Genomic DNA, 12514 nt, shown 5'->3' with positions numbered 1-12514 from the left:
TCAGAAAATTACCACTACTATAATTTATAGCCAATTATTAGGCCACTTTTTTGTCCGTACCATAGATACACATCAATCAAACAGTTGGTATCCCAACATTTCCATATTTTATATCCTGTGGATACGTACAGTGAACTATCCATAGTTAGTACGTTTTTAATTAATTTTATACACCATTCTCTTTGTAGCATAAACAAAAGCAGTACACGTTTTGTGCACTGCTTTCTTTACGATTTAGCAAAGTAGCGTGTAATTATTCTACTGAAATAATATATGGATATAATCCTTGTTTTCCATCAAATAATTCAACTTCTACATCTGGATAGTTCTCTTCGATGAAAGATACTAGCTCAGAAGCAGCTTCTTCGGTTGTATCCTCACCATAGATTACCGTGACAATTTCAGCATCCTCATCGACTAAATCAGTGATTACTTTTTCAGCCGCATCCTTTAATGCTGGTGTAGAAAGGACAATTTTCCCTTCTGCTAATGCCATGAAATCATCTTTGTGGATTTCAACACCATCGATAGACGTATCACGAACTGCATAAGTTACTTGGCCAGTCTTAACGTTCGCAAAAGCTTCCGTCATTGTCTTTTTATTTGCATCAACAGCCGCTTCTGGGTTAAATGCTAAAATAGCCGCCATCCCTTGAGGAATTGTCTTCGTAGGAACAACTGCAGCATCTATATCTAATAGCTCAACTGCTTGCTCTGCTGCCATCACTATATTTTTATTATTAGGTAAGATTAATACTTTTTCTGCACCGATTTCTTGTACAGCTTTGACGATATCTTCAGTTGAAGGATTCATTGTTTGACCACCTTCGATGACATAGGAAGCACCGATAGAGCGCAATAAATCCGCAACACCCTCACCCATAGCAATCGTTACAATGGCATATGGATGTTTATCTACTTTTTTTGCAGTCGTTGGTGCTTTATGCTCCTCACCAACAATAGCTGAATGCTGCTCGCGCATATTATCAACTTTTATTTTTATAAGACTACCGTATTTTTGTCCAATTGATAGAACTGAACCCGGTTGCTCAGAATGGATATGGACCTTCGCAATTTCTTCATCAGAAATAACGAGTAATGAGTCACCTAAAGGATTTAATTCATTACGGAATTGCTCTTCATTAAAAGGTTCTTTCCCATCTTCTAAACGCACCATGATTTCTGTACAATAGCCAAATTCAATATCTTCGGTGTTCATGAAATCTTGAGCTCTATGATGCTCGGCGTTGATTAAATCATCTAGCGTTGCATCGTTCTTCTCCGGAAGAGGCTCACCCTTCAAGGAAGCTAAAAACCCTTCATAGACAAATAGCAAGCCTTGGCCACCGCTATCCACTACACCGACCTCTTTTAAAACAGGTAGTAATTCAGGTGTGCGATCTAATGATGCCTTTGCTTCTGCTGTAAAAGCTTCCATTACGGCAATGATATCGGTTTCAGTTTCTGCCACTTCAACACCTTTTTTTGCCGCTTCACGTGCAACAGTTAAAATAGTTCCTTCTACAGGTTTCATAACAGCTTTATATGCTGTGTCTACTCCTGCTTGAAAAGCTCCAGCAAAACCCTTTGCGTCTATAGTTGCTTCTTTTTCAATAAATTTCCCAAATCCACGGAATAATTGAGATAGAATAACACCTGAATTTCCACGGGCACCCATTAATAACCCTTTTGATAGCGCCTGTGCTGTTTTACCAATATGCTCTGAAGCTGCATGTTCTGTTTCTTTTGCGCCAGATGTCATCGATAAGTTCATATTTGTCCCTGTGTCACCATCTGGTACTGGGAAAACATTTAATGAATCTACATAATTTGCATTTTGGTAAAGGTGATGCGCACCCATTTGTACCATTTCAGCAAACTTTATACCGTCTAAAGACTGCATTCGATTTAGTTCCTCCTCTTAATTCGCTACACGAACGCCCTGTACAAAGATATTGACAGATTTTACGCTCATACCTAATGTTTTATCTACTGTATATTTCACTTTCGATTGTACTTGGTAAGCCACTTCCGAAATTTTTGTCCCGTAACTAACAATAATGTACATATCTATATGTAAATCGTCGTCCTGTTGTCGAATAACAACACCTTTTGCGAAGTTTTCTTTACGTAAAATATCAGTTAGACCATCACGAATTTGATGTTTAGATGCCATGCCAACAATACCGTAGCATTCTACAGCAGCACCACCAGCAATTTGTGCAAGTACATCTGTTGAAATATCAATTTGGCCGAATTCATTGTTTAATTCAATTGACATAGAAATGCCCCCTTGGCTCTTTTTGACTAAACTATATTGTAACACTTTCGTTATAATTTAAGCAACCTAAGGGGGTATTGAATGGCTTGGTAGCAACGTTTTCTTACTTCAAATAGACGCATTTGCTTTTTCATCAAAAATTGCCTTTTTCCGATAAAAGTTATTTCTTCCGTTTTTCTTCGCTCTATATAAAGCTTGGTCAGCTAATTCACAACATGTCTGTAGATGCTCATTTGTTGTAATTTTAGCATGACACATCCCGATACTAACCGTTACATATTCATCAACATCCGATTGTTCGTGGGGAATTTTTAAGTAACGTACTTCCTCTAAAATTTCTTCACATAAAGGCTCAGCAAACTTTTCCGTATGCTGACTAATCATGACAAACTCTTCGCCTCCCCAGCGCGCAACAAAGGCATTATACTTCTCTGCAACTTCTTCTAAAATAGATGCTACTTTGGCGATGGCTTCGTCACCCTTCAAATGCCCATAATAATCGTTAAATTTTTTAAAGCAATCAATATCTATCATCATAACTGTTAAGGATTGAGTTTTATGCAGCTGATGGCCTATTTTAGTCAATTTAATATTAAATGCACGTCGATTTGGTAGATTCGTTAAGGTATCTCTTAAGGCTTGCTCCTTTAACTCATTATTTTTGGCAGCTAGCAACTCTGATAATTGTTTTGTTTTAGTCATTTCTTCATCCAATAAAATATGCTGTGTATTAAATTGCTTTCGAACCTTATAAGTCTGATATTGAATCATGATACCAACAGGTATTAAAAGTGACATAGGTAATATGATTTTAATATTTTCACTGGATACCCCAACGCTCATATACGTACTGGCTATAATTGCTGGTGCTGTCAGCAAGATAATCCAGATAATTTTTCGTAAAGGTAATGCAAAAACAGTACAAACGATGATTAAAATCACCTCATATAAAGCTGCGTGATGGAAAAAGTAAACATCCATCACTGAAATAACAGTAATCAATAGGATAATCGTGTAAATATAAACAACAACTAGATGTTCATACTTTTGAATGTTGAAAGAATTTATAGTCATTCGTTTCTCCCTGACAAACAGCAATACTGCTACATCTATATAAAACATGAGGGTATGAATGGCAATATAAATAGGGACCATAGCTCTTTCAGTTTTATCAAAAAAGATTTCTCCGTAATGAATAAGGGTGATAATGAATGATACATACATAAGAATCCACGCTACTGCCCTCATCCCTTTTAAATTTGACTGAACCATTTCTTTGCGAATAGAAAAAGCTATCTTTTCTTGATTTCCCATAATGCTCGCTCCTAGTGTCCAGATATTTATATTTTCCTATATGTATCGTCTAAATAATGAAAAATACAAGTAAAATGAAATTATTTTGTTTATTTAAAGAATAGTACTTTACTTGCACCCCTAAACACTAATATTGTTGTGAGGCTACGAGCTAATCAAAAGGAATGAACCTTAGTAAATGCGAGATTAATACGCATCATTCAATTACAGAAGCTTTTATACAATAAAAAAGTTGATACTGTTACAGCATCAACTTTTACCATTGTATTCATATTCATGTGAAAAAATTTATCTATCTAAAAAGGCTTTTTATAAGTGTGTCGATCATAACGGGCATTTCTTTAAAAGCACTATCTACATGTAATCGTTCTGTTTTTTGGTGTGCATCTTTGCCAAATGGACCGACATTTAAGACAGGGCCTTGGAGGGCTGTCATTTCTTTAAATGGAATGCTATACGTTTCGCCCCAGACAGGTGTATTTCTTTCAAAGGTTAGCCACTCATTGGATGCATCTGAATAGTTTACATAGCTTAAATCACAAATCCCGTTAAAATAATGAATTTGTTCTACTTCAACACCAAATGTTTGGGCTGTCTTTTTCATCAATTCAATCGACTGTTTTACTAGTGGATGATTGGATGAATTAATGGCAGGGTAGTATGGTGGTGCATATAACAGAACCGTCGCTGGTGCTAATTCCTGACAACGAATCATGAGCTGGTCTACGATGCGAATGGATTTTTCACGATCATCCCATTCACTATGCTGTAGAACTTGCTGTTTAATTGCTTGTACTTCTTCAGCACCTAATTTTTCGATGGCATGTTCCAATAGAGCTTCGTAACGTAAAACCTTTACCTTGCCTACGCCCTGTACATTTTCTCGTGTACAAATTTGCTCATAGTGGTCATTACAAGCAGCCATAGCTTCTAGTGCAACCTGTTCAAAAATAGCCATCACTTCTGCAGCTGTACGTTTTAGCAAAAAGACATTGTAAAGGGCTGCCGCACGGTAGGGCGTTTGTGTAGAATATTCCATTTTTAAATCTTTTAATTGTAACGAGACGGGTAGTGGTGTACTTTCACCTAAATCACTTTCACGGAAAAGTGGATTCCACTCCATATGCTGTGTCATATAGGAAGCAATAAAGTTAGCAGTCATGCCTTTTAATGGCTCACCAACATGGGTTTCCTTCCCATAAAACAGAGCAGCGGGCATGATCTTACCTATGGTCCCTGAATAAATATATTCATTCGTATCAGATGGTCCTTGTGAGAAGGACGGTTCACTATTTAAAAATAATTTATACGTTAAACCATGTTGTTCTCGTAGTCTCACAAGCTCAACTACCGCTGCTCGCATTCCAGCAGAGTTCACTTCCTCATCCGGCACAGCTGTCAATAGTAGATTGATCGGCCATTGTTCAAAGCTAGCTTTTTCAATCAACTGCATGTGTAACGCGAGACCCATTTTCATATCCATTGTGCCGCGACCAAATAAATAATTACCTGACTCCAAATCAATTCGAGCCGCCTCTGGCAAATCTTTTTTATATTTCGGTTCCATTAACTTTTTAGTTAATTCCTCTGGATAAAAAGCTAATGGCTCTAGCTCTCCATATTCCTCCGTATGCACGGTATCAAAGTGACTGATTAACACCACAGTTTCTGTTGCCGTTGGATGTTTATATAAGGCTGTTACAGCATTTCTTCCTAAACCGGCATCATGTAATTCAATATACTCAGGATGATTTTTATAATATGGAAGCGTTAACAATTTATCTTTTAATTTATAGGCAAATTCATTTTCGCCCTTTGTTAGTGTTCGACTTTCCCAGCCAACAATTTCACAAAGTAGGGCACGTAGTTTTTCAGGTGTATTCCACATAAAAGTATTCATAAAATTTCTCCTTTAAATCAAATTCGTTCATTTATACTTTAACGAATTTCTACTGACTCTTCCGTTTTGCTCTCTGTCGTTGCAGTCTTTGCTTTTTTTAGTTTCAATTGATAAAAAATCATACAGGCAATAAAGAAGCCAATCCCATACAACAAACCAATTCTTTGGGTAGGATCAAACGCTAAAAATACTAAAATTAAAAAACAAAAGACAATGCAAAATACGGGAATTAACGGATATAGTGGCGTTTTAAATTTTAAATCATCCAACTTTCCACCAGACTTTATATAACGATGACGGAACATTAATTGTGAAGCACATATTCCCATCCAAGAAATTGTAACCGATATCCCTGCCACGGACATGAGTAAAACAAATACTGCGTCGGCTTCCATTACACTTGTTAATAACGATAATAGAGAGAAAACCATAGTAAAAATAAGGGCATTTAAAGGCACTTTATTTTTAGTAAGTCTGCCAAATAATTTAGGCGCCATCCCCTCTTGTGACATCGAGAATAATAAACGTGTAGAGGCATACAGACATGAATTCCCGACAGATAAAATCGCCGTTAATATAACGAAATTCATAATACCTGCTGCATAAGGAACACCAGCTAAATTCATCAACGTTACAAATGGACTTTCCATTAGACCAAGCTCAGATGCTGGGAATATCGCTGATAATACAATAATAGAGGCAATATAAAAGACAATAATTCTAAACAGGATTGTACGAATTGCTCTTGGGATATTTTTTTCAGGACTTTCCGTTTCACCTGCCGCAATTCCAACAAGCTCTGATCCCTGATAAGAGAAAATAACATTCATCATTGTGACAAAAATAATGGAAATACCTGCTGGGAATAAACCAGACGGTGCTAAATTTGTCAAATGTGGAGTTGGACGATCTGCCAGAGGAATTACACCAAATATTGCCGCTCCTCCTATAATAATAAAGGCAATGACTGCAATTACTTTTATACTGGCAAACCAAAATTCCGCTTCAGCAAAGCCCTTTGTTGTTAAGGCATTTAAGACAAATAAAAGAACCATAAATACAGCACACCATATCCAAATTGGCACTGTCGGAAACCAATGCTGCATTAAAATGCCTGCTGCTGTAAATTCAACGCCCGCTGTGGCAGCAGAACCGACAAAATACATCCAACCTAATGAAAAACCTGCTGAGGGACTAATAAAGCGTGTTGCATAAGTTTGGAAAGAGCCCGTAACAGGCATATAAACAGCTAATTCCCCAAGACAATTCATAACCATAAACAAAATTAAACCACCAAACAAATAGCCGATTAAAGCGCCACCCGGCCCAGCTTGATTAATGGTATAGCCAACATTTAAAAATAAACCCGTTCCAATAACTCCCCCAAGTGAAAGCATCAACAAGTGACGACTTTTCATCGAACGATTTAATTGATTAGTATGAAGCTGATCCCCTTTATTCAACATCCATCCCTACTTCCCATATAATGTAAAAATATTAAATATTCTGATATTTAAAGAATGAAAGTACCCAATCAATTTATCCCTTTTAAATTGATTGGGCCATATGATAATTACTTAAAAACGTAATGATAAACAGCTCAAGCCACCATCATGTTTTCTGAATTCAGACATCTCAAGTTCAATTGTTTGATAACCTAGGTCTAGTAATTTTCGATTTGTTTCCGGGTAACCAGCTGGGATAATGATATAATCATTTACTTGAATACAGTTTGCTGAATATTCATCTTCTTTAGGAATGACAACTTTTTCGTAAGATTCAAATGCAGGATGATCCACAAATTCTCCAGCTACCACCATACGATTTTCCCCTACATAGGCAATACCTGTTTTTAAATGGAAGAATTCCTTTAATGGGATGATAGTTGCTTCGTAACCCTCTTGCTCAACTATTTCTTTAAATTGCTGTGCACCTTCTTCATTTGTGCGGTCGGAGATTCCTACATAAAACTTCTTCTCTGCTTGCAATACATCTCCACCATCGAGTGTTCCAGAGCCTTTAATATAGTAAATTTTTTCATAGAATTGCTTAACAGCAGGCTCAATTTCTTCAATTTCCCGGTTTCGAGCCTCTGCTCCTGGGTTTGAAATAATAGCAAATTCAGGTGTTAAAACAGCAGTATCTTCTACAAATGTAGAATCTGGAAAAGCTTCATTTGCTGGTAATTGTGTTACCTCAACACCACATTTTTTTAAAGCTTCTACATATTTTTCATGCTGCTCAAACAATTTTTCTAAAATGGGTTTTCCTAAATCACTAGTCGTTAAACCGTTGATAAAGCTATTTCCTGGATTTTTAACAATAACATTTTTAAACATATTCTTCTTCTCCTTTATCCTCTTATAACTGGACAAGTTAGACATGTTGGTCCACCTGTTCCTTTAACTGTAATTTCATTGCCTTTATATTCATAAACTGTCGCACCGGCATCAATTAGCTGTTGCTTTGTTGCCGGATTTCCTTCTGGAATAACACAAACTCTAGGTGCAAGTGCTAAGACATTACAGCCCAGTGCGTCATACTCTTCTTTCGGTACTTCTATTAATTGAATACCACGTTCAATTAGCAGCTGACGGAAAAAGACTGGCATTAAACGTGAATGCACTACTGCTAGATCATGATCTACCATACTAATGAAAGACATTAAGTGTAGACATTCAGCTTCACCTAAATCATGTGGTAGCTGTACCACAATAAACTCATCTACAATGTCAGCTGTCATTTCTTTTAGCTGACGAATGGCTTCATCATTTGTTCTATACCCTCTACCTACCACAAGCGTTCGATCATCAAGCCAAACAATATCTCCTCCGTCAGAAACAGCCTCCCCAGAGAGTTTTCCAATGATCGGGATACCTCTATCTTGTAAAAAATTTTTATACACCGCTGCTTCTGGCTGTCTTAATGTTTTACCTGATTTTAGTATAATGGCCCCGCTAGGCGTGAATTTGACCGGGTCATGCGCATAAAGGGAATCCAATCCTACTTCATCTGCTTCCGGCAAATAATCAATCGTATCAACATACTTTTCAAGAATTCCAACAAATTCAGCATATTCACTTAGAGCTTCCTCATAGTTAGGCTCTGATAAGTAGTTAAATGTTTTCCATTCATCCGCAAGATGTGCTTGGCTTCGGAAAGCGTCTTTAGGATGTTTTACTATAACGCGTTTCAAAGGTGCATACATTGATGAACAATAATGCATTCCTTTCACCTCATTTCCGTGTAGTGGAAAACGTTTCCGTTAAGAGGAAAGTTTATATGAAGAATATATTCGTTTTATGCTATACTGTCAATATATTTAGAAAACTTTTTATTTTTCTTTTATTGTTATGTAGTTACATTCTCGTAGAAAAACCTATACTGATCATGAAAGATATCAATTTGAACCTGACCTGAACTTTAACCACTTAGAAATTTTGGAACTAGACGTAGATGAAGAATAAAAATAAAATAGGATGAAGGGAGGTGGGACAAATGCAATTATTAGAGCGAGCTATGACGATTGCGAAGGTTTTAGCTTCTGAAGCAAATGACAGTAGCTTGTCCATTTCAGAGCTTTCTACAAAATGCGATTTACCCTTAAGTACTTTACATAGAATTTTAAAGGCCATGATTAAACAAGGTATGATTGAGCAAGATGAACAATCGAAGCACTATCGTCTTGGGACAATATGGATGGAGCTTGGACTACAAGTGTATGACACAATGGACTATATTAGTAAAATTAGACCTGAGTTAGAGCGCTTGGCAAGAGAGGTTGAAGAAAGCGTCTATTTAAGTAAGCCTGCCGGTTTAGATACGATTATTATTGAAAGAATAGACAGTGCAGCAAATCCTATTCGAATTTATGACCAGCTAGGTATACGGATACCTATGCATATCGGTGCGGCAAATAAAGCCATTCTTGCCTCTCTGCCCGACACACAATCCAAAGAAATTTTAGAGCAGCTTGTAATGCAAGATGAAATAGCTGAAATAGAGGAACAGCTTCGCCAAATTCGGCAACAAGGATATGCGATTAGTCATGGGGAACGATCTGCAGGTACGTCCTCCATTGCAGTTTCTGTTATAGATGGTTTTGGGGAAGTGATTGGGGCAGTAAGCATCGGCTTTGTGAATTTTAATGTCTCTCAAGACCATATTAATACATTAATTGAGCGTTTGGTTGATACTGGCAAACGTGTGTCAATGAAACTTGGTTATCGAGGGAAATGATAGAGGACCACTTTTTTTACGTTTTTTTGCCTGTAAAGGTTTTTTTCTTGAAAGGTTATGTGAAAACTGTTGCACTGAACGCCATCGTATGTTAAATTATTATGGTATGTGAAATACCGAACTGAAATAATAATCTTTCAGCATCAACAGTAAGGAGGGAATACAACATGCCAAAACAATGTGTAATCACTGGACGTAAAACTCGTACTGGTAACAACCGTTCCCACGCTATGAACGCTAACAAACGTACTTGGGGTGCTAACCTTCAAAAAGTTCGTATCTTAGTTGACGGTAAACCAAAACGTGTATGGGTTTCTGCTCGTGCATTAAAATCAGGTAAAATTGAGCGCGTTTAATCGCAGCTTCTAAAAAATCGATTTCGCATTGAGCGTAAATCGATTTTTTTCTTTCATTAGTATATAAATAGAAGTAAAGTAAAAAATCCGACTAACATCAGTCGGATTTTTTTACTTTCTTATCTTTTTTAAATAGGTTAATACAAGTACGCGTGATACTACTCACAAATTTCGGCAGCTGGAACGTATATACTTTCAGGACTCTCTCCCCCTTACGCTAATCTATGCTTCTTATCATTAAACATATGCCTCGTGAGAAAGATATAGACCCTGAAGTTCCTATTATTTCATTACTTGTGAATCGAGTTGTTCCTAAAGAAATTTCCTCATTCGTTGTTTCATATTTTACTTGTCGCAATGTCACATCCTGAATAGGCTCTTCATGAGCAAAAAAGGACAAGTATCGGTATCGACTATCTGCAAAAATCGTATGGTTACCTGGTAGTAAAAATTGCAACATATTTGAATGATTGATAATCTTCAGCTCAACATGAGGGTGCTCTTTTTGTAATCTATAAATGGAACGAACAGCTGCCTCATAATGATCTAAACGTCCACCCGTAACACCCGTCAAAATAATTTCTTGAGGCGCATACGTATAGGCTTTCAGCAAAGCTAGATCCGTATCTGTTTCATTTTTTTCTTCCTGAAAACGCTGCTGATCATCTGTTTGTGCCATTACCAATTGATACTCCTCGTCGGTTAAGGAATCAAAGTCACCAACAATGGCATGAGGGGTAATCCCATGCTCAATTAAATATAAAGCTCCACGATCCGCTCCAATAAACACGACATCCTGTTGTTGTTGAAATGAAGAGAATGAACAAAGTTCTTGTTTTGGTCCACCTGCACAAACAACGACTGTCGTCATCCTTTAATCGCAGCCTCACCAGCCGCTAAAATCTCTTGAAGTGCAGCTGTTCGATCTTCTTTACTATAAATTGCTGATCCTGCCACAAAAATAGTCGCTCCAGCCTGTGCACATGGAACAATCGTTTCAGCAGTAATACCTCCATCAATTTCAATGGCGATATCAAGACCTCGCTCTTTAATCATTGTCGATAATGCTTCAATTTTAGGCACAACAGAATGAATAAATTTTTGTCCACCAAAGCCTGGATTGACAGTCATCAATAATACCATATCAATATCTTCCAAAATGTGTTGAATGGATTCTATTGGTGTATGTGGATTTAATACAACACCAGCCTTTACGCCGTAAGAACGAATTAATTGTATAGTACGATGTAAATGACGGCATGCCTCCACATGTACTGTAATATAGTCTGCTCCAGCTTTAGCAAACTGTTCAATATATTGATCTGGATTTTCGATCATTAAATGCACATCTAAAGGTAGTTCAGTTAAAGGACGGATTGCATCTAATACGATAGAACCAAATGAAATATTTGGCACAAAGTGACCATCCATTACGTCAATATGAATGAGTGTTGCACCCGCTTGCTCTACTTCCTTCACTTCTTCTCCTAATTTTGCAAAATTCGCTGCTAAAATTGATGGTGCTATTTGTATCATGATTAATACCTCGGCTTTCGGTCGATAATTTCTTGCATAAACTGTTCGTAATGCTTGTAGCGGTAGTCACGAATATCCCCTGCTTCTACTGCTGCCTTTACTGCACATTTTGGCTCTTTCAAGTGTAAACAACCTCTGAATTTACAATCATCCGCAATTTTAGCCATTTCCGGAAAACATGCACCTAGTTCTTCTTTTTCAATTTCATCAAAATCAAAAGAACTAAATCCAGGAGTATCTGCCAGTAAACCATCACATACCTCAATAAGCTCAACATGACGAGTGGTATGTTTTCCTCGTCCTAAACTTTGCGAGATTATGCCTGTTTTTAAATTGAGATCAGGAATTAATGTATTAAGCAATGTTGATTTACCAACGCCAGATTGGCCTGCTAATACAGTCGTTTTACCCTTTAAAATAGGCTGTAAACGTCCAATTAACTCTTCTTCATCTTTATAAGTTTGTAAAACCGTATAGCCCATGCTTTGATAATCTTCAATATACTGCTGTAATTCCTTACGCTCTTCAGGATTTAGTAAATCCATTTTTGTTAAACAAATAATAGGATGTACATGGAATGATTCTAACACCACTAAAAAGCGATCTAGTAAAATGGTATTGAAATTTGGCTCTTTTACGGAAAATACTAAAATACCTTGATCAATATTGGCAATTGGCGGACGAACCAATTCATTTTGACGCGCTAATATCTTTTGAATCGTGCCATCCGAACCTTCTGTTTCCATTGTATATTCTACCATATCGCCGACAAGCGGAGATTCTCCACGATTTCGAAAAACCCCACGCCCTCGACATTGTATAAGTTGCTGACCATCATAAACATAGTAATAACCGCTTAATGCTTTTCTTATTTGGCCTTGCGCCATC

Annotated in this window: 13 protein-coding genes; 2 read left to right on the top strand and 11 right to left on the bottom strand. The window is 37.1% G+C overall.

Annotation, left to right across the window (positions count from 1 at the left end; all coding sequences use genetic code 11):
- Positions 1–253 precede the first annotated feature (253 nt).
- The 7 genes from OU989_RS04515 to OU989_RS04485 form a co-directional block, all read right to left on the bottom strand.
- Positions 254–1903 (bottom strand): DAK2 domain-containing protein, encoded by a 1650-nt coding sequence (locus tag OU989_RS04515; RefSeq protein ID WP_274795929.1) that lies wholly within the window; start codon positions 1901–1903, stop codon positions 254–256.
- 18 nt (positions 1904–1921) lie between these two features.
- Positions 1922–2281, bottom strand: a complete 360-nt coding sequence (locus tag OU989_RS04510; protein WP_004269431.1) for an Asp23/Gls24 family envelope stress response protein — start codon at positions 2279–2281, stop codon at positions 1922–1924.
- A gap of 108 nt (positions 2282–2389) precedes the next feature.
- On the bottom strand, positions 2390–3595 hold the full coding sequence (locus OU989_RS04505) for a diguanylate cyclase (RefSeq protein WP_274795928.1): 1206 nt from the start codon (positions 3593–3595) through the stop codon (positions 2390–2392).
- A gap of 292 nt (positions 3596–3887) precedes the next feature.
- Positions 3888–5495, bottom strand: a complete 1608-nt coding sequence (locus OU989_RS04500) for a M20/M25/M40 family metallo-hydrolase (RefSeq protein ID WP_274795927.1) — start codon at positions 5493–5495, stop codon at positions 3888–3890.
- A 38-nt stretch (positions 5496–5533) separates the two neighbouring features.
- Entirely contained in the window at positions 5534–6961 is a 1428-nt protein-coding gene (locus OU989_RS04495) for an amino acid permease (protein WP_274795926.1), read from the bottom strand.
- A gap of 111 nt (positions 6962–7072) precedes the next feature.
- Positions 7073–7834 carry a dimethylarginine dimethylaminohydrolase family protein gene (locus tag OU989_RS04490; protein ID WP_274795925.1) on the bottom strand — a complete coding sequence of 254 codons (762 nt, stop codon included), beginning with the start codon at positions 7832–7834 and terminating at the stop codon, positions 7073–7075.
- A 14-nt stretch (positions 7835–7848) separates the two neighbouring features.
- Positions 7849–8721 (bottom strand): dimethylarginine dimethylaminohydrolase family protein, encoded by an 873-nt coding sequence (locus OU989_RS04485; protein ID WP_274795924.1) that lies wholly within the window; start codon positions 8719–8721, stop codon positions 7849–7851.
- Between the two features lie 272 nt (positions 8722–8993).
- Here OU989_RS04485 and OU989_RS04480 point away from each other — a divergent pair, with 272 nt between their 5' ends.
- On the top strand, positions 8994–9734 hold the full coding sequence (locus OU989_RS04480) for an IclR family transcriptional regulator (protein ID WP_274795923.1): 741 nt from the start codon (positions 8994–8996) through the stop codon (positions 9732–9734).
- Positions 9735–9901: 167 nt separating this feature from the next.
- A complete protein-coding gene (rpmB, locus tag OU989_RS04475) occupies positions 9902–10090 on the top strand; it encodes a 50S ribosomal protein L28 (protein ID WP_274795922.1) in 189 nt (62 codons plus the stop codon).
- 97 nt (positions 10091–10187) lie between these two features.
- Here rpmB and spoVM read toward each other — a convergent pair whose 3' ends face one another.
- The 4 genes from spoVM to rsgA are packed head-to-tail and all read right to left on the bottom strand — an operon-like array spanning position 10188 to position 12513.
- On the bottom strand, positions 10188–10289 hold the full coding sequence (spoVM, locus tag OU989_RS04470; protein ID WP_099805045.1) for a stage V sporulation protein SpoVM: 102 nt from the start codon (positions 10287–10289) through the stop codon (positions 10188–10190).
- Between the two features lie 18 nt (positions 10290–10307).
- Entirely contained in the window at positions 10308–10961 is a 654-nt protein-coding gene (locus OU989_RS04465) for a thiamine diphosphokinase (RefSeq protein ID WP_274795921.1), read from the bottom strand.
- Positions 10958–11626: a ribulose-phosphate 3-epimerase gene (gene rpe, locus OU989_RS04460; protein WP_274795920.1), complete on the bottom strand. Its 669-nt coding sequence runs from the start codon at positions 11624–11626 to the stop codon at positions 10958–10960. Before rpe ends, OU989_RS04465 begins: the two co-directional genes overlap by 4 nt.
- Before the next feature lie 2 nt (positions 11627–11628).
- On the bottom strand, positions 11629–12513 hold the full coding sequence (rsgA, locus tag OU989_RS04455) for a ribosome small subunit-dependent GTPase A (protein WP_274795919.1): 885 nt from the start codon (positions 12511–12513) through the stop codon (positions 11629–11631).
- Position 12514 lies beyond the last annotated feature (1 nt).

Origin of the sequence: Lysinibacillus irui (assembly GCF_028877475.1) — a bacterium.
GTDB lineage: Bacteria > Bacillota > Bacilli > Bacillales_A > Planococcaceae > Lysinibacillus > Lysinibacillus irui.
Note: the sequence above shows the minus strand (reverse complement) of the source record. Positions and strands in the feature narration are given on the sequence as shown.

Bases quoted from the DNA above. Each gene is read 5' to 3' on its own strand.
- rpe (WP_274795920.1), bottom strand. From the start codon at position 11,626: ATGATACAAATAGCACCATCAATTTTAGCAGCGAATTTTGCAAAATTA.
- OU989_RS04505 (WP_274795928.1), bottom strand. From the start codon at position 3,595: ATGGGAAATCAAGAAAAGATAGCTTTTTCTATTCGCAAAGAAATGGTT.
- OU989_RS04495 (WP_274795926.1), bottom strand. From the start codon at position 6,961: ATGTTGAATAAAGGGGATCAGCTTCATACTAATCAATTAAATCGTTCG.
- rpmB (WP_274795922.1), top strand. From the start codon at position 9,902: ATGCCAAAACAATGTGTAATCACTGGACGTAAAACTCGTACTGGTAAC.
- OU989_RS04465 (WP_274795921.1), bottom strand. From the start codon at position 10,961: ATGACGACAGTCGTTGTTTGTGCAGGTGGACCAAAACAAGAACTTTGT.
- OU989_RS04480 (WP_274795923.1), top strand. From the start codon at position 8,994: ATGCAATTATTAGAGCGAGCTATGACGATTGCGAAGGTTTTAGCTTCT.
- OU989_RS04490 (WP_274795925.1), bottom strand. From the start codon at position 7,834: ATGTTTAAAAATGTTATTGTTAAAAATCCAGGAAATAGCTTTATCAAC.
- OU989_RS04500 (WP_274795927.1), bottom strand. From the start codon at position 5,495: ATGAATACTTTTATGTGGAATACACCTGAAAAACTACGTGCCCTACTT.
- OU989_RS04510 (WP_004269431.1), bottom strand. From the start codon at position 2,281: ATGTCAATTGAATTAAACAATGAATTCGGCCAAATTGATATTTCAACA.
- OU989_RS04515 (WP_274795929.1), bottom strand. From the start codon at position 1,903: ATGCAGTCTTTAGACGGTATAAAGTTTGCTGAAATGGTACAAATGGGT.
- rsgA (WP_274795919.1), bottom strand. From the start codon at position 12,513: ATGGCGCAAGGCCAAATAAGAAAAGCATTAAGCGGTTATTACTATGTT.
- OU989_RS04485 (WP_274795924.1), bottom strand. From the start codon at position 8,721: ATGCATTATTGTTCATCAATGTATGCACCTTTGAAACGCGTTATAGTA.